Below are 17,049 nucleotides of genomic sequence, written 5' to 3'. Positions count from 1 at the left end.
ACAGTGGCTGAATAAAAACTTGAAACTTTCGCGAATACATATGTCCAAGCAAAGACAATAAAGCCATAGGATTAATCCCAAATTCCTACAATTCACGTCCTTAGAGGGGAAAATTTACTTGCAAAAATTTAGCTATAACTACTGCCAACTCTCATCACAACTCATTACTTTCATAAGAACTTCATGGCAAACACAGCCATCGCTTGGCGCTGTCAAGAGTCGACGCAACTCAGACATTGTCAAAGCCGACAAAAATCTTGTTGAAGGATTTCTTGAAACCAGGCAAGAAAAGAAGAGATTTCATTGTTAAGGGTAATTCGGGATCCATTTTGTCGTGCACTTACTCAGCAAGTTTAAGGACATTGAACTCACGAAAGTTGCCAATACTAGTAGGGCAGATGCACCTGCTTTAGATAAGTAGCATTAGACCATTTACCAAATCGTCAACATAACAAATACTCAAAGTCTGGGAACATCCGCGATACACAGCCATATCAAGCGAAACTACTTCTTACTGTGATGCCTGGGTACCAAATCACTAGCCAACAAGCTGGTGGAGGTGCCAATCAACGTGATCGTACCGCCGATCAGGGTGGCAAACGACAGCGGCATCAACACCCGCGATGGGCTGATCCCGCGGCGCTGACACCAGCCCTGCAACACCGGCAGCAAAATCGCCACGATCGGAGTGTTGGGAATGAATCCCGAAATGGGTGCGACCACAAAGCCAAACACCAGCATCAACTGGCTGGGGTTGCGGATTCGGGGCGACGCCAGCAATTCACGCAAGCGATCCAAGGCGCCGCTATGCAGCAAGCCATTGGAGAGCACAAACAAACCCACCAGGGTGATCAGGGCAGGGCTCCCAAAACCAGCTAAGGCCTCATTGGGCGTGAGCACACCTGTGGCCATCAGTAAGCCTGCGGCCAACAAGGCCACCAGCTCAGGCGCCAGCCAACCGCCGATGAAACAGGCAATCGCTAGCCCCAAAAGCAGCAACGTGACCAGGGGGCTGACCGAGGAGAAAGGGGGCTGGGCTAGCTCCACCAATGACAACAATTAAAAGAGGTATGCGCTCATTCGGATGCTAGAACTACACTCTAAACCAACATTCCCTGAATGATAAGTATCCAGAGAGAAGACTAATTATTTTGATTCATGCAAGTATAAAAACTCAAAGAAATAAAAGGTAGTTCGAAAAGTCCTTAAAGCACTCAAACCAAATAGTATTAATTTGCGCAAAATCACCAAAACCCCAGCCAGCATGAAAATACTTAACTCCTGCACGAATAGCACATTGTTGATCTACATTCATATCGCCACAGTAGACAGAGTCAGCCGGATCAATGCCAAGAGTCGAAGCAATTAGAAGAAGCGAATCAGGCGCGGGCTTGCCTCTTTTACTCAAAATATTATCAGGTGTGCAAACAAAGTCAAATTCAATGTCAGGAAAAAGAAGACTGATCAGCTCCATAGTGTTGGAAAGTCTTTTGGAGGTATTGATAGCCACTTTATAACCATAGGATTTCAAATCACAAAGCCCTTCTAGGACACCTTCAAAAACAACAACTTCATGATAATTAGAGCAAGTATTCTGGAAATAAGTATCAGAAAAAGCCGACCACTGGCTGTGGTCAATATCTAAATTCCGCATAATATCTTCAAACTTCATGCCAACACATGCAAAAAAGAGTTCAAAATCTATGTCGACAGAAAACTGCTTACAGGTTGCCGACCATGCAAGCTCCATACAACGCCTTGAATCAATCAACACTCCATCAAAATCAAAAACTATAAGCTTAGGTTTTTCAAGTGAGACTTTCAAGCGGCAATCAATATCCTTAGACATTGATTCACCAAGGTGGTGACCTACAAGAGCCTGAATCTGTTCCAAGCCAAAAACACGTTCAGCCTCTTTGAAATCAGATTCAGTATCAATATCAAGGCTTTCTATATAAGAAAGTTCCCAAAAATGAGGCCTATAACCAACTCTGCTACCTGTGCTTAAATAGTGCGAAGCAGAGAAAAAATAAAAGCCACTAGTTTCAACAACAATTGGGGAAATACTATTTGTTTGAATCATCTCGTAGGGATCGTAATTGAGTGTTTTGCCTTCGAACCAAGCATATTTATCAAACTTTCGGCATGCAATAAGAGAATCGTAATGATCTAAATTTGAAAGATAGAAGTCAAGAGCTGCTTGAAAACTATCAGTTCGAACAAAGGGAGAAGTGGCATGAGTGATAAGTATATGATCATATCCGGCAATCTTTTCTATAGCAGATGCAAAAAGTTCTCTGCCACGAACATTATCCCCATTGTAGTATGCGTCTCGCGGCAAGTACCTAATCGAAGATGGCAAAAGTTCCATTACTCGAGGATTTGAGCAGTAGCAGTAGGTATCAACACCTGATACTTTTGAAATTGAATTGAAGACATGAGCGCATAAAGGTATTCCTCCAAGTGAAAGAAAGTTCTTATTTGGTAGCCTACGCGAATTCATTTTCAAAGGAATGATTGCAGCAGTTGAATTCATAATAATCAAAAAGAACAAGATTTAAGTGTTGTAAGAGTAAGATATTCAATTTCAGCCTCCAAGTCAACTTCTCTAACCGCATCATCAGATAAAGACAAATTGTCTTCTAAAGCAAGATCATATGGATTGGAAAATTCTGAAGGATGAGAATGGCAAGAAAAGAGACCATCAGATGCATTATTTGAAAATTCAAACGATCGGGAGAGTGGGTGATTTCCAAGACCTAACGGCAAAGGCTCTGAAGACAAACTAAAAAAATATACAGGAATGGAATTATTCAAAAAGAATACTGACATGGCTGAATTATGGGTAATGACAAAATCGTACCTCGGAAATTCTGTAGAAGCAATTAAATTAAATTCAACATCCTGAGTATTAGATTGAATCTCTTGCCAAAGCTTGTTACTCGACCTGGGGTGCAATCGTATATCAATACTAAGACCGTAGCGTAAAGAAAAGGCTACTAATGAACGCCAGAAATCGAAAAATTGATCTTTAGAACAACGGCCATCCTCAACAAGAGTCTGGGCAATGTAAAGAAATGGCTTTTTTATACTATAGAAGATGCGAGATTTCAAAGAAAATCTCTTCATATCACGATCCTGTATTAAAAAGGGCGATTTGAAAAGCAATCTATGCATCGAGTGAAAGCGTATCCAATACTGTAAGGGGCAATAAATAAATGCAAAATCAGCAACGACTGGGCTTCGGAAGAACAATAAATTCAGGGTAGATAATGGTAAATGAAAAAGAGTTCTAAGTAGAAAAATTGAATAAAAAATAGATTTTTTTAAAATATGCATATTTATGACTTTTCGGCTCAACTTAGTATACCTACCATGTTGTATGTAAAACGTTCTCACGTTCTGGGGCTTACGAATATTGACACAAAGCAGAGAAAGCTTATCTGGCAGACGATAACCATCAAAAAAAATAAATTTAAAATCTTCGCGAGAATTTCGGCTAAAAATAGTCGCCGCTGAAGGAATATACTCGACAGAAATATCGTCATAAGCAGAGTCAATTGGGCTAAAATTATCCAATGTATAGACATATATAGTCATTTTTACATTATAATTTTCCTTGCGCAGAGCAGAGAATGCCTGACGCAAAATATCAGAAGCGTTATTATAACGCAAACTTGCAATATCAGGAGCAATCCATATTAAACGAACATACATGGCATTTAAAAAACAAAAAGACTGAGGAAAAAAAGACGTAATCGTCGTATATATTCCCAGTTTTTACCAAAAACATGCTTAATAAAGATCTTAGGCCAAAAACCAAACTTAATAATTGGAGATTTAATCTGCAAGAATCTAGAGAGGTAGTTGATAGGTTTTAAATTATTCAATGAAGATGTGCCGGATAACCGGAAACTACAGATAACAACATCAATGAAAACAGATTTAATGATACTAAGCTGAATGACATAACGGTCAGCAGTACTTCCTATATCAAGAGAATAGTGGTTTGCAATATGCCAAGTACGAAGAAAAAAGCAAGCTTGATGGCCAGGTGGTATGACATAATTCCAATAGCGTCTACGATTTGGAATCACATTAAGCGGTGGATTCAAATATTTGAGAGATGTCATACAAGATTGAACAAGCGTTCTCCCATAAAGTAAATATGGATATGATTCCGGAGAAGCGGGCTCAAAATCAGATTCAGCTATCAAAGATGTAATTAACGAAAGGTTGAATTTAGCCAAAAATATATCACCCGAATGCATAAAGTTAACATATAAGCCCAAAGCATTCTCAATAGCATAATTCATAGCACTATATATCCCCCTTGGCTTTACTAATAGATGCCTAAAGGAAAGGTTGCGTGGACAAATCCCGTTAAGAAATTGCTTGTTTAATTTAAATATAAAATCATCAGAGGAATCAATGACAAGTACCTCTACCAGATGTTCGACTGAAATAGAAGCATTGATGATAGATCCCAAAGTCTCCTTGAATTCAACTGGATTATTAAATGTAAGGCAAACAATGGTTATTAAACAGTTATTCATATTATAAGGATCTGGGATTTCGTGAGATTAAAAGTTGGGGATAAGTAGAGGTAAAAACTACAAAAATCGTAAGGGTACAAAATTTCCATGGATCAGTATTTGGAGTAAAGTACAATAATAAGAACAATGGACTAAAAATAATCCACAATGCAATATAAGAAGTTTTACTACGAAATATAGTTGAGATGTTTTGAAAAAACAATTTAAATACTGGAAGATAAATGAACAAAGAACCGAGAAATCCAAAAGTAAACATTAATTGGCCAAAAGCTGAATGAGGCTTGGCTCCATATTCGCTAAAAAATCCAACTTTCATAACATTTTGATAAAATAAATTAACTGAATTCTCAAATATTAAAGATGAGGAAAAAATTGAGTGGCCGGAAATTAACAGTAAAGGATTAACATAATAAAGAGAACCAAGATAAGATATGCGATTACCACCCAAGAAGACCAGAACTTGAAATGGATTAGATTCTGATTGGTTATTTGGCAAATATACAGAAGGATTTAAAAGTGACACAAATTCTATACCTACTTTAGTGTTGAATAGCGCATATGATATGGTTATTAGAAAAATAGTACCAGTGACTAATTGTGGGAAAGAAAAGCGACTAGATAGAACAAACTTCCAATTCTTTAAAATGGGTACTGCTCTATGGATGAATAGTATAAACGCGGCATATAAGCCAACAGACGCTACCGCAAGAGGTGATTTTGAAGATAACAATAACACAATTGACAATATAATTAAAAATTTAGATCTCAATCTCAGAGATGAGTAGCTGCACAAGCGGAAGTCATTGATAATATAAAATGAAAAGGTAATAATAGAAAACAAAAATATTCCTACATACGATGGCTCTGAATTTATAAGTGAGAAACCAAGGCTACCACCATATTCTCTACATTTGAAAAGATTGCAATGCAAAGACAATATATTTAAAGGAGTTACCACACAAAGCAAGAGTATCAACGAATCAAGTAGTTTTCGGCAGAGGCTAAGCATTTCCGGAAAATTATTTCTGTAGATCGATGATAAGTAAACGCCAAAGCCTATGAAAACTGTACTATATATAAAAAAGCAAAGCGATGTGAGTACAAATCTAGGGTCAAGTGAAAGATTATAATCACTAATGAATAAATAAGCAAAAAAGGCGCTAATTGGGATATATATAAATGCACGCTGAAGCATGCCGATACAAATCTTTGGTATAGGACTAGCGCAAAAACTAATCCAGAGAAGAATAGCAAGTAATATACTTGGGTTTGCAGTACTTCCGAAGGGAATAGGTTCGAATTTAGAGTAGGTTAAAATAGATCCAAGCAAAACTAGCTGGGTAAATATAGATAATTTAGTCATTTATTGAAAACATATTGAACGCATAAATAAAATAGAAAGATTGAGGTGGGTGCCTTTATTGGACAGATCTGGTCCATGACATCGTTAACTCCGGGCGGGGGAGTAACAGGGTTCGATTTTACTGTAGACCTCATGGGGAGTTCTGCCTCCCAGGGAGCTGTGCGGCCTTACATGGCAGTACCTCCACAGGAAGCGAGTCAGGCTGATTTCAGCCTCCCAGCCATCGCTGTAGGCATGTAGATACACCTCCTCGTATTTGACCGTGCGCCACAGCCTCTCCACCGGGATGTTGTCGTAGCAGCGCTTTCTGCCTGACCAGCTGATCTTGATCTTCTCGGCCTGCAGCCTGGCCACAAAGACAGAAGAGGTGAACTGGCAGCCCTGGTCGGAGTGGAAGATCTCTGGCTTGCGGCCTGTCTCCAGCGCCATCTCCAGGGCATCGATGCAGAACTCCGTGTCAAGGCTGTTCGAGAGCTACCAGCTGAGCACGTTCCTGGAGAACAGATCACGACCGCCACCACGTAGAGGAATCCTTTCTGTAGGGGGATATAGGTGATGGCGGTCGCCCAAAACTGATCCACTCTGGTGGTCTGTTTGAGGTCAACCAGGCAAGGAAACCGCTCCAACGGGTCTCCTGGAACCGTGGTGCGCGGTTTCCGGTAGATCGCCCGTAAACCCATGCATCGCATGAGGTTTCGCACCCGATCGCGGCTGATCGGGATCCCATCTCTGGCCAGGTAGTCCACCATCCGGCGGCTGCCGCTGTAGGGATCCTCCAGGTAGAGCGAATCGATCCTGGCCATGATCTGCAGCGTCGATTCCCGCACCGGTGTCGGCCGGTAATAGAGCGTGGATCTGGGCAGAACCAACAAGGCACATTGCCTGCTGACACTGAGCTCTGGATGGTAGTGGTCGACCAGCTTGCAAAGTACACGAGCGTTAGAGCAGCTGAGATTTTTTTTTGAGCCACTCCAGCTCCATCTGCAGCTTGCCGATCTGCTGGAACAGCTCAGCCTCCTTGACCTGGCTCTCGCCGGTGTCCTTGCTCTATTTGCCTCTGGTGAACAGCTCGCTGGCGCCATCGAGGAGCTGCCGCTTCCACTGACTCACCTGGATCGGGTGGATGGCGTGATCAGCGGCGATTGCCTGGATCGTCTTGCGGCCACTAATCGCCTCCATGGCGACTCGAGCCTTGAACTCAGGTCTGTGGGTGCGGCGCTTGCTCATGGGTGGGAGCCCCGATCAGGGGCGGTACCCCGCCTCAGAGGTTAACGATGGGGCCTGTCCAGAAAAACCAGTCCGCCTCAGTGTTCGGGGGATTAGTCTGCCTGCATTGTTCTTACAGGCAAACGAGATTAGATAACTCGTGTGTTGCCAGGCCTTTGATGCATGGATCACCACATGTCCGGTGACGACCTACGGGTGCTGATGAGCCTGAAGCCGCGCTAAGAGAGCGGTGAAGCCTCCATTTAGCAGGTGATTGATCCGCCTCGTGTAAGTAACAAAACTGTTTACCAGTCTCAGGCAATTCAGGAATCAGAGTGTAAACTGGATATCAAAAATTTATTCTTTTAGCCTATTATGCAGAAAATTCTTTTCGCAATTCATGAAGCTATTATTGGTTTTTTATTTGGAAACGCCGATGATTACAAGATTCGTCATATAAGTCCAAAGCTAGTGAATGAATTGAACAAATATTTTACGAATAATGCCAGCATTAAATTTCTCTCGCCAGGATATAATTCCTCTAGGTGGGTGCTCACAAACAAACTGCCAGAAGAGGTTGAAATAAAATTAGATGATCAGTTGAAATATTGGTTTTTTGATGGCTCGAGTAAATTAGCCTTAGACCTTCAAGGCGAACTTCGCAATTTGTTTTCGAATAATTTGCGATCGCCATTTTGCTTTGTAAATATCAGAGCTTGGTCAACCCGCCCAAAATCAGAAGCATTTGGACCCAATACTTTGCATTTAGACGGCTTTTATCGTGGGCACTTAAAGGTAATGCTATATCTAACCCCCCTATCTGCATCAACAGGCGCATTCCAGCTAGAGAATAAAGTCATAACAGATTTGCCAGCCGGGGCAGCGGTTTTATTTAAGAACGATAAGATCAATCACGCAGCAATACCCGGGGATTCAAAAGATCGCCTTTCGATGGAAATAACTTTATTTAGATCATTTATTAATCAAGACATTTTCCACCAATGCCACCACAATGGAAGACATTACAAATCTGTATTTGCTCCATATCTGAGGATGCTCAAAAAATTCATATCCTTAAGACCCTCAAATTACTTCTGTCCGGATGGCCTTTAGAAAGATGCAAGTCATTGTACATTGATTAAATAAAATTGACGGCGACTATCTTCCTGTTAAAAGATTTAGCTATCAGCCTAGGACCTGCAAATGTAGTTTAAGCTCATACGTTATCGTCGAAGTTTAGATTCAATTGATTTTGTCATTAGAGTGCTGGCATAAAACCAATTAATATGACGCTGGCCGGGGCATGTGCCATGCAACACTCGCCTCGCCGCCAAAGTTCCCTTTTAAAATAACAAGAGTTACGTTCAGATCAACACTATCTGACAGGGAAGGTCAAAAGACCAAGCTGTAGCCATTGCCATAAGAAATCGGCAACAATTCATAATTATATCTAAAATCGTGAATTAGTTAAACCAAAAAACCCAATGCTATCAACCTCTAAAGAAACATAAGTTCTGCTAAGTACGGAATCACAGAATTATTAGTTTTACCGAGAGTCTTCAAAAAATTCTCGCAATACTTTCGAAGCGGTCCGAGGATCGGAAGATAATCTCAAGTGATTACGAATACATTTAATCTCGGCCTCATAAGAGTACTGACTTTTCACAGTTGCGACGTTACTATTGAATTTCGCACTTTTAATTAGCGCGCCCTCAATGGGGGCAGACCACATACTTGGATTAATCACCATATGAGCCGAGACAACTGCCTCTTTTAGCCCTGTCTCCCAAGTCATCTCCACACAAGAAACATTACTGGGAGGGGAATTCTTAGTAATGCCCACAACATTTGAAAGGCTATCTGGAATAAGGAAACTCAGTTCAGGAAGGAGATCTGCAATTTCAAGAACAAAAAAGAGACCTTTCGCAGCATTACTTGCTCCATGAAAAACAATATCATAACAAAAAGTATTGCAAATATAAGACCTGCCGCTATCAGGAAATTCAATTTGCTGAACATTATTTTCAGCATTCATTCCGATGACGGATACATTTACTTTTCGACCAAAATGAAGACGCAGCAACTCTGATTGCAGCGTATTTTGAGCAAGAAATTTTAACCTTAAGGATAATACTTGAAACAAAGAAAGATACAAAGTATTGACAAATTTTGGCATCCACTCAGGTGCTGGAGCACAAAGATAATGAGGCCTAATATGTCCCAAGCACTCAAGGCATTCGTTACGCGTCAGAGGATGCACATTGTATGAACGGATGCAAAAAAATGAATTATCCATAACATAGACGCAAACCCTATTAAAAAGAGTTAGCCAGAACAGCAACAAATAACCAGCCGTTTGAGGATGCAAAAAAACAATTTCACCATCAAATACTCCGAGACACTTAACAATAAACACTATTTTACCGAAAACTCTAGCAAAGATCTCGATACCAACCGAAAGATATCTTTTGCGATAAATTAAACGAGAAATAGACTGTGCATTTCTACGCGTAATTACATCATATCCTTTGCTTTGATACTCAGGTACCAGCTTATTCATTAATCTACCAACCCCTGAAGAGCCAGGCCCGATACCAGAAATTAAATACTTCCTCATGCAAATAATAAAAAGAATTTAACAATTAATAGAATTAGATGCTATTTATTGACATTAATCAGCTTTTCTCCAGGAGCATATCTCATACACTCACTCTCTCTGTAGGGGACAGCTCCCTCAATCAGAGAGCCTTTTGCATTCCAACCTGCCCAGTAGCCCTGTGCGAAAGACAGAAGACTGCGTGGTTTCCCAGAACCAAGATTGTAAACATTTACACCATCATTGTTTGACATATTTTCTGCTTTTTTCAAGAATGCGTGTGCAACTTTCTCTACTTTGATAAAATCACGAATTTGCTCACCTGCCGTCATCGGAAAATCGCTACCTGCCAATGCTGCCCGCCTTAGTGAAGGCCAAAAACGTGTTTCAGCTTCACCTTCACCATAAACATGAAAAACACGCAGAAGGTTTAAACCCAGCTGATATTCCTCAGCCCACTGACATAAGGCAATGGATGCAGCAGCTTTCGATGCTGCATAACTGTTTATGGGTTCGAGTGGTGCATCAATGGGAATCTCTTTGTAGCGTTCACCACTACGACCGTATTCAAAGCAGCTACCGGCAACCACAAAGCGGCGGATACCTGCTCTACGTGCCTGCTCGAAAAGTTCTAAAGCTGCGATCAAATTCCAACGCAAGCAATTGGTGAGGCTATCAAAGGGATATTGAACTGAATGAGCCGCAAAATGTACCAAAACATCGCAGCCCTGCAATTCATTAGCTTTCACCTGATCGAGCTGACAATTAAACCAATCAGGTTGCTGATAAATCTTAATTCGAGGTTGGCTATCAGAACTGCGCCTGATTGCCCGAACAGAATGACCAGCTGCAAGGGCCTGCTTGAGAAAGTGAGAGCCAATAAAACCAGTGCCACCAGTGAGGCAAATGTTCATCGTGCAGTACAGAATCGATTGATCACATCAATTTCTGCATCAAGCATCTCAACAGTAAGTCCTGGATAAGTTCCCAAAAACAGAGTGGTGTTCATGATTTGATCGGAATCAGAAAGTCTTCCCACAACCCTTAAAGCCTCAGGGCGATCTTGTCTAAGTTGCATGAAGGCTGGCTGACGAACAAGATTGCCGCCGAAGAGCATACGGTTACCAATTTGATTTCTATCCAGCTCTTGGGCCAGGTCGGTACGGGTGAAGGTTGCTTCAGGTTTGACTGCAATCTTGAAACCGAACCAGCTGCAATCCGTGCGGCATCCTGATTCATCCCAACGAAAGCCCTGCTCGGGATCCCATGCCGTTGCATGGGTAGGAAGGGCGAACTCGAGCATGTCTTCTTGGGCAGCTAACCCCCGGCGTAAGGTAATCCAGTTCTGCTTGCGGGCCTCGATGAACTCCGGCAGCCGCTTCAGCTGAACCCGCCCAATCGCGGCCTGGGGATCAAGCGGTTTTAGGTTGTAGCCCAAATGGCTATAGGTGTACTTGTGGTCATACCCCTCTGGCAGTTCACCAAGTTGCCAACCGAAGCGCTTGTTGCAAGTGTTGTCGATACCGCTCGGACACCAACAATCTCGGCCCCAGTCGCGAAAACTTTCGGAAATCACCTTGAACTTTGTATCGCACACGATGTTCACTGCACCTCCCTCCCCCATGGTGAGGTGGTGCGGGGGATAAAAGCTTTGGGTGCTTATGTCACCCCAAGTGCCCGTCCAGCGCACCACTCGGTCAGGGCCTTCATCCAAACCTGGACTGTTCTCGCTAACACCAAGACTTTCTGCAAGTTGGCGCGGCATGGAATAAGTGCACCCCAGGGCATCGCAATTGTCTTCTACCAACCACAAGTTGTACTTGCGACAGAACGCCAAGGTGGCCGCAAGGTCGAAAGGATTCCCCAAAGCGTGGGCCATCATCACAGCCTTGGTTTTGCCAGCCTGGTAAGCATTTTCGAGCTGATCACATCGAGCATTACCCGTAATCGGGTCAGCATCGATGAATACAGGCACCGCGCCAACTTGAATAATCGGCGCGACAGTGGTGGGGAAACCTGCCGCAACCGTAATCACCTCATCACCATGATGAATCCGCCGACCCTCCGGCAACTTGGAAGAAGTAAGAGCAGAAATCGCGATGAGATTGGCGCTGGAGCCTGAGTTCACCAGCAAGCTATGGCGCACACCCATAAACGCTGCCAGTTCCCGCTGAAAAGCTTCACCCTCCTGTCCCAACGTGAGCCAGAAATCAAGGGTGCTCGCTACAGCTGCCTCAACCTCATCCTCTGTGAAAACACGGCCGGCATATGGGATGGTGGAACCTTCCTGCCAGGGCTTGCGTTCGGGATCTGAAGCAGGTCGAAATCCGGAATGCACATGGCGTGAATATTCACGTGTCAGTCTGAGGATTTGCTCCCGGAGTGATGAGACTTCGTTCATTTAATTATTGTGGTCGTGTTGGAGCTCGAGGTTGTGTTTTGGTGTTGGTCATCTCGTATGCCTGAAGGTCATCCAAGCAGCACTCGAGAGGATTAGATCCTTCGTGGACGGCCCGATACCAAGACACTGTGCGATTCACGGTTGTTTCAAAAGCCCACCGAGGACTCCACCCAAGAAGGTGATGGGCTTTATCAATCTGAAGGTGTAAGCGACCTGCTTCATGGGGAGCGAAGGAGTCGGAACAATCCCTCCAGATTCCAGGCCAATAGCAGATTGCAGTCTCCACCAATTCACGCACACTGCGGTTAGCCTCCAAAGCCGGGCCGAAGTTGAAAGAGCTGGAAAAAACATCCGCACCCGCAGAAAGCTTCTCAGCCAAGAGGAGATAGCCACCCAGTGGCTCAAGCACATGCTGCCAAGGCCTGGTGGCCTCTGGCCGGCGCACTGAAATCGCCTCATATACCCCCAAGGAGCGCATGGCGTCAGGAATGATCCGGTCGTCTGCCCAGTCACCGCCTCCAATCACATTGCCAGCACGAGCAGTGGCAATGCTGAGATGTGGCGTTTGGTGCGGGGCTTGACCACAGAAACTAGAGCGCCAGCTAGCAATCGACAACTCTGCGGCGGCCTTGCTGGCGCTGTAAGGATCGTGGCCCCCGAGTCTGTCCTCTTCGCGGTAGCCGTAGTCCCATTCCTGATTCTCATAAACCTTGTCCGTCGTCACCATCACCACAGCACAGTGGTGCTGCAGGGGCTTGAGGGCCTCTAGCAGATGCAAACTTCCTTGAACATTTGTAGCCCAGGTGCCCAGTGGGTCGCGGTAGCTGCGCCGAACCAACGGCTGAGCAGCAAGATGAAGCACCACCTCAGGTTGGCAGGAGGCAACCAAGGAAGCAAGAGCAGCTGCATCCCTGATATCGAGGAGATGATGCCCGGAGAGCTGCTTAGCAAGATCCAACTGACCAAAAAGAGATGGATTTGTATCAGGCTGTAGGCCTAACCCATGAACCTCAGCCCCTAATTGGCAAAGCCAAAGTGCTAACCAGCTACCTTTAAAACCCGTATGCCCGGTGAGCAAAACGCGTCGGCCATTCCAAAAAGTAGAATCGATCCCCATAGATCACCAAACCTTCCAAGGTGCGCGGCCCTTCTTCCAAAGATCCTCCAACTGCTGGCGGTCACGCAAAGTATCCATCGGCTGCCAAAAGCCAGTGTGGTGGTAAGCGATGAGCTGACCTTCGCTGGCAAGTGTTTTCAGGGGCTCCTGTTCCCAGAGAGTTGCGTCACCATCGATCGTATTGATCACTTCTGGCTCTAAGACAAAAAAGCCACCATTAATCCAACCACCATCGCCCTGGGGTTTCTCTTGAAATCCCTTCACGACACCAGCCGTACCAAACTGTAAAGCCCCGTAACGGCCTGGAGGCTGCACAGCTGTCACTGTGGCCAGACGCCCATGACTTTTGTGATGGGCAACCAATGCGGTGATATCTAAATCGGCCACACCATCGCCATAAGTAAAGCAAAAGGTAGAGTCTCCGATGTAGTCGCGCACACGCTTGAGGCGGCCCCCAGTCATTGTTGACTCACCAGTATCAACCAACGTTACTTCCCAGGGCTCAGCTTTTTTATGGTGAACCTCCATCGAATTGGATTTCATATGGAAGGTAACATCGCTCATATGGAGAAAATAGTTAGCAAAGTATTCCTTGATTACATAGCCTTTATAACCGCAACAGATTACAAATTCATTAATATCGTAAGAGCTAAAGATCTTAAGAATATGCCAAAGAATTGGCTTTCCGCCAATTTCGACCATAGGTTTTGGCTTGAGATGGGTCTCTTCGCTAATACGGGTACCAAAACCACCTGCGAGGATAACAGCTTTCATAGGAAAGAGTAATAAAAAAAGAGGAACCTATATCATTAGCCTACTTTCACAGGCCTAAAGCGCGAAGTCAAGAAAGAAATAACTCTGCCAACTAGGCGTCTTATTACAATAAATGTAAATCTTAAAACAGAAAACGGAAACCTACGCCATCTACCTTTGAAATGATAGTTAAAGATTGAAAGATCATTGATAGAATTTGAAACAATAAAAGAAGGATGCTTAAGGATATTCGACGGCAAACCAAATACTTCTCTCACACTAGCAACACCAAAAGTATGAGTTGCGTCATCTCCAAAACCAACATTTGTAACCAAATTAGCTTTTGGTACAGCAGTGATTCCTCGATTTACAACGCATGTGAAAGCCCAACGGTAAGCCCATGAATCGGGCTTGTCTTCAAACCACAATCTTTGCCAAATCTGTGACCAATACAAACGCATAGAAGCATCTGGGATGAGCGAAAATAATAAGTTAAGGTCTTGGGCAACAGGCCATCCATTCAAATCTGAATCATAAGTCGCCCATCTCGACCGCCATGTAGCCCAACCCCAACACATTGGTATTTGACTAAAAAAATAGTCCCCATGTCCACTCCATGTACCGTCTTGAAAGTTATTGCCACTAATGCACCAAACCCGTGAATCATGACGGTAACGCTGAAGCAAGACTGTGCAGTAAGTAAAAAAATCGGGATGAGGTACGCAATCGTCCTCCAAGATGATGCCTTCCTCAACCTGGTCGAAAAACCAGGTAATAGCTTTGCTAACACCAATACGGCATCCCAGATTGACGTCAGAGTACAAACGTTCAACATTACAAGACCAATCAATCTCTGAATCGATCACGGCTCGGGTCGCAGCTACCTTTTCAACATCATAAGGAGAATCAGGATTGGGGCCATCACAGGCTACGTATAGCCGGCTGGGAGAAACCAGCCGAATAGCGTTAATTACCTGGCGGAGCGTATGGGGACGACGCCAGGCAAGAAGTAAGATAGGAGGAGTCAGTAAAGTCATAAAATCAATTTTAATTCCATGAAGACGAATTTAAAGACTCAAGCCACAAAAGGGGAAGAACAGAATTCCAAAGTTGTTGACCGTCACGAAAACCTGGGTTATGCAATTTCAAGAAGTTAAGATATGCATACCTAAACTTTTCATGATAAGGACTTGAAGAATGATTTGCAAAACGCTCATCAAGTGACTGCTTCAAGGGGCCCTGAAACCATTCGTGAACTGGGGCATTCCAACCAATTTTATCTCTCCGCAAACGAACCTCGTCAATGAGAAATCCTGAAAGGGCGTCTCTCAAAATTCTTTTCGTAAAAGTACCGCCTAGTTTAGATTGTAAAGGCAAAGAAAAGGTGTAAGTGACAAGTCGCCAATCCATGAAAGGCATCCTAATCTCAAGACCATTAGCCATAGAATAGCGATCATAATTACGAAGAAGAGTAGGCAATATAGTCAGATGAAAAATTTCATACAGAACTTGAGTGAAAGCATCTAGTTCAAGAAATCGGGGATGGTTATATAAATATTTACGAGCCTCATAAAGCCTTGAGGAAGGACCACCATAATCGGAATTAAAATGTACACCAGACAACAACATTCGAAAACGACCTAGGGGAAGTACACCTAAAGAATAAAGAAAGTAATAAACCCGACACCTTAATCTACAACTGATATTCCGGCGCTCCTTGTAAGAAAAGATTCCCGTACGTGTAGAGCGGTCAATCTCCATAATTTGAGAAAATTCCCGATACGTTTTAGAACATTGCAATGCATACTTTAGATGACCGTAACCACTAAAAAGTTCGTCAGCTCCATGACCATCGAGGGTAACACTAATTCCTTTTGACTTAATTGCCTTATAAGTAGCCAGCATAGGAATAGGCATTGTGAGATAAGGATCATCGACACGGGCAAGTGATTCAATGATATCAACTTCAGAGACATTGGGGAGAACGTTCAAAGAATCAAAATTGACATTGCATGATTGTGCAACTTTCTTTGCAAAATGAGACTCATCTAAAGAACTTCCAGGAAATGAACAACATATTCCATGTTGCCAGTCAGTAGCGACACGATTATTAGGGAAAGCAGAATGACCACTAATGGCAGACATAGCCGCAAGTACTGAACTTGAATCTAAACCACCACTTAGTGCCGTTCCAATCCGAACATCAGACCTCATTCGTATATTTACACTATCAAAAAATAATTCTCGCCAAGAGTCAACTTGAGAGGAGTAATCAACATCAATCAAAGAAAGATGATCAAGCGTATTCCACCATTGATCAACGAATAATCGACCATTCTCATAAATCCCTACAGATCCAGCAGGCAAACGTGAAATCCCAGCAATTGCACACAAATCAGAAAATTCGTAGCTGAATTGATGTGCAAAAATATCTTTAATATGTTGTGATGGAATTATGGAAGAGAGAAGGGGCGCAAGACCCTTCATTTCAGAAGAAAAGGCAATCCTACCCCCGGAAAGATCAGCAAAGAATAACGGTTTGACACCAAATCTGTCGCGAGAAAAAGTTGCTCTGGCTTCAAGCCTATCCCATAGACAAAAAGCCCACATACCATTGCATTTCGATAAAAAATCTAAACCTTCATATATAAGACCATAAAGAAGAACTTCAGTATCGGTATTGGATAAAAGAGAAACTTTATACTTAGAGGTGAGATCTTGACCTAACTCAAGAAAGTTATAAATTTCGCCATTAAAGACAATAGAATATCTGCCATTTGCAGAATGAAATGGCTGCGCACCCGCATCAGAAAGATCAAGAATGGATAATCGTGAATGACAGAGCGTGGCAGGAAACTCACCTGGGCTAGACAACCAAAAACCGGATCCATCAGGACCCCGATGCTCAATTTTCTTAAGTAGCTTTTTGGCAATCTGGGAGCTCTTCAGACCAATTACACCGGCAATACCACACATATAAATCAAAGATGTTGTGAGAAATAATTCAAAATAACAGATGAAACAAAAATAATTAGCAATGAAAACCGAGGAACAAAT

15 protein-coding genes and 1 pseudogene are annotated in these 17,049 nt (G+C 43.2%); 2 read left to right on the top strand and 14 right to left on the bottom strand.

Features of this window, described 5'->3' with window-relative positions:
* Positions 1-528: 528 nt before the first annotated feature.
* The 6 genes and pseudogenes from SynPROS91_RS00935 to SynPROS91_RS12110 form a co-directional block, all read right to left on the bottom strand.
* A pseudogene (locus tag SynPROS91_RS00935) lies at positions 529-1,050 on the bottom strand (SLC13 family permease); the annotation flags it as partial.
* Positions 1,051-1,174: 124 nt separating this feature from the next.
* Complete coding sequence (locus SynPROS91_RS00930; protein ID WP_186517624.1) at positions 1,175-2,536, bottom strand: HAD hydrolase-like protein; 1,362 nt, start codon at positions 2,534-2,536, stop codon at positions 1,175-1,177.
* Between the two features lie 5 nt (positions 2,537-2,541).
* On the bottom strand, positions 2,542-3,717 hold the full coding sequence (locus tag SynPROS91_RS00925) for a polysialyltransferase family glycosyltransferase (RefSeq protein WP_186517622.1): 1,176 nt from the start codon (positions 3,715-3,717) through the stop codon (positions 2,542-2,544).
* Positions 3,718-3,722: 5 nt separating this feature from the next.
* Entirely contained in the window at positions 3,723-4,490 is a 768-nt protein-coding gene (locus tag SynPROS91_RS00920; RefSeq protein WP_186517620.1) for a hypothetical protein, read from the bottom strand.
* Between the two features lie 67 nt (positions 4,491-4,557).
* Positions 4,558-5,919 (bottom strand): hypothetical protein, encoded by a 1,362-nt coding sequence (locus tag SynPROS91_RS12065; protein ID WP_222929397.1) that lies wholly within the window; start codon positions 5,917-5,919, stop codon positions 4,558-4,560.
* Positions 5,920-6,003: 84 nt separating this feature from the next.
* Positions 6,004-6,348, bottom strand: a complete 345-nt coding sequence (locus SynPROS91_RS12110) for an integrase core domain-containing protein (RefSeq protein WP_255439849.1) — start codon at positions 6,346-6,348, stop codon at positions 6,004-6,006.
* Between SynPROS91_RS12110 and SynPROS91_RS12105 the strand changes: the two genes are divergently transcribed.
* A complete protein-coding gene (locus tag SynPROS91_RS12105) occupies positions 6,310-6,444 on the top strand; it encodes a hypothetical protein (protein WP_255440008.1) in 135 nt (44 codons plus the stop codon). The two genes, SynPROS91_RS12110 and SynPROS91_RS12105, sit on opposite strands and share 39 nt — an antisense overlap.
* Before the next feature lie 522 nt (positions 6,445-6,966).
* Here SynPROS91_RS12105 and SynPROS91_RS12100 read toward each other — a convergent pair.
* Positions 6,967-7,098 carry a hypothetical protein gene (locus SynPROS91_RS12100; protein ID WP_255439967.1) on the bottom strand — a complete coding sequence of 44 codons (132 nt, stop codon included), beginning with the start codon at positions 7,096-7,098 and terminating at the stop codon, positions 6,967-6,969.
* A gap of 402 nt (positions 7,099-7,500) precedes the next feature.
* Here SynPROS91_RS12100 and SynPROS91_RS00910 point away from each other — a divergent pair, with 402 nt between their 5' ends.
* A complete protein-coding gene (locus SynPROS91_RS00910) occupies positions 7,501-8,238 on the top strand; it encodes a hypothetical protein (protein WP_186517618.1) in 738 nt (245 codons plus the stop codon).
* Between the two features lie 433 nt (positions 8,239-8,671).
* Here SynPROS91_RS00910 and SynPROS91_RS00905 read toward each other — a convergent pair whose 3' ends face one another.
* From SynPROS91_RS00905 to asnB, 7 genes are all read right to left on the bottom strand, one after another.
* On the bottom strand, positions 8,672-9,685 hold the full coding sequence (locus SynPROS91_RS00905) for a hypothetical protein (protein ID WP_186517616.1): 1,014 nt from the start codon (positions 9,683-9,685) through the stop codon (positions 8,672-8,674).
* Positions 9,686-9,783: 98 nt separating this feature from the next.
* Positions 9,784-10,635, bottom strand: coding sequence for an NAD(P)-dependent oxidoreductase (locus SynPROS91_RS00900; RefSeq protein WP_186517614.1), 852 nt, complete (start codon positions 10,633-10,635; stop codon positions 9,784-9,786).
* Positions 10,632-12,122, bottom strand: a complete 1,491-nt coding sequence (rfbH, locus tag SynPROS91_RS00895) for a lipopolysaccharide biosynthesis protein RfbH (RefSeq protein WP_186517612.1) — start codon at positions 12,120-12,122, stop codon at positions 10,632-10,634. The genes SynPROS91_RS00900 and rfbH overlap by 4 nt, the downstream gene beginning before the upstream one ends.
* A 4-nt stretch (positions 12,123-12,126) precedes the next feature.
* Positions 12,127-13,239, bottom strand: a complete 1,113-nt coding sequence (rfbG, locus tag SynPROS91_RS00890; protein WP_186517611.1) for a CDP-glucose 4,6-dehydratase — start codon at positions 13,237-13,239, stop codon at positions 12,127-12,129.
* A gap of 3 nt (positions 13,240-13,242) precedes the next feature.
* Positions 13,243-14,013: a glucose-1-phosphate cytidylyltransferase gene (gene rfbF / locus SynPROS91_RS00885; protein WP_186517609.1), complete on the bottom strand. Its 771-nt coding sequence runs from the start codon at positions 14,011-14,013 to the stop codon at positions 13,243-13,245.
* A 35-nt stretch (positions 14,014-14,048) separates the two neighbouring features.
* Positions 14,049-15,029 carry a glycosyltransferase family 2 protein gene (locus SynPROS91_RS00880; RefSeq protein WP_186517607.1) on the bottom strand — a complete coding sequence of 327 codons (981 nt, stop codon included), beginning with the start codon at positions 15,027-15,029 and terminating at the stop codon, positions 14,049-14,051.
* Between the two features lie 10 nt (positions 15,030-15,039).
* Positions 15,040-16,968, bottom strand: coding sequence for an asparagine synthase (glutamine-hydrolyzing) (gene asnB / locus SynPROS91_RS00875; protein ID WP_186517605.1), 1,929 nt, complete (start codon positions 16,966-16,968; stop codon positions 15,040-15,042).
* Between the last annotated feature and the right edge of the window lie 81 nt (positions 16,969-17,049).

The organism is Synechococcus sp. PROS-9-1 (genome assembly GCF_014279775.1).
Classification (GTDB): Bacteria; Cyanobacteriota; Cyanobacteriia; order PCC-6307; family Cyanobiaceae; genus Synechococcus_C.
Note: the sequence above shows the minus strand (reverse complement) of the source record. Positions and strands in the feature narration are given on the sequence as shown.

Excerpts from the sequence above, each read along its gene's own strand:
- rfbF (WP_186517609.1), bottom strand. The coding sequence starts at position 14,013 with ATGAAAGCTGTTATCCTCGCAGGTGGTTTTGGTACCCGTATTAGCGAA.
- SynPROS91_RS00925 (WP_186517622.1), bottom strand. The coding sequence starts at position 3,717 with ATGTATGTTCGTTTAATATGGATTGCTCCTGATATTGCAAGTTTGCGT.
- rfbG (WP_186517611.1), bottom strand. The coding sequence starts at position 13,239 with ATGGGGATCGATTCTACTTTTTGGAATGGCCGACGCGTTTTGCTCACC.
- SynPROS91_RS12110 (WP_255439849.1), bottom strand. The coding sequence starts at position 6,348 with ATGGCGCTGGAGACAGGCCGCAAGCCAGAGATCTTCCACTCCGACCAG.
- SynPROS91_RS00930 (WP_186517624.1), bottom strand. The coding sequence starts at position 2,536 with ATGAATTCAACTGCTGCAATCATTCCTTTGAAAATGAATTCGCGTAGG.
- rfbH (WP_186517612.1), bottom strand. The coding sequence starts at position 12,122 with ATGAACGAAGTCTCATCACTCCGGGAGCAAATCCTCAGACTGACACGT.
- SynPROS91_RS00905 (WP_186517616.1), bottom strand. The coding sequence starts at position 9,685 with ATGAATAAGCTGGTACCTGAGTATCAAAGCAAAGGATATGATGTAATT.
- SynPROS91_RS00900 (WP_186517614.1), bottom strand. The coding sequence starts at position 10,635 with ATGAACATTTGCCTCACTGGTGGCACTGGTTTTATTGGCTCTCACTTT.
- SynPROS91_RS00880 (WP_186517607.1), bottom strand. The coding sequence starts at position 15,029 with ATGACTTTACTGACTCCTCCTATCTTACTTCTTGCCTGGCGTCGTCCC.
- SynPROS91_RS00910 (WP_186517618.1), top strand. The coding sequence starts at position 7,501 with ATGCAGAAAATTCTTTTCGCAATTCATGAAGCTATTATTGGTTTTTTA.
- SynPROS91_RS12065 (WP_222929397.1), bottom strand. The coding sequence starts at position 5,919 with ATGACTAAATTATCTATATTTACCCAGCTAGTTTTGCTTGGATCTATT.
- asnB (WP_186517605.1), bottom strand. The coding sequence starts at position 16,968 with ATGTGTGGTATTGCCGGTGTAATTGGTCTGAAGAGCTCCCAGATTGCC.
- SynPROS91_RS12100 (WP_255439967.1), bottom strand. The coding sequence starts at position 7,098 with ATGGAGGCGATTAGTGGCCGCAAGACGATCCAGGCAATCGCCGCTGAT.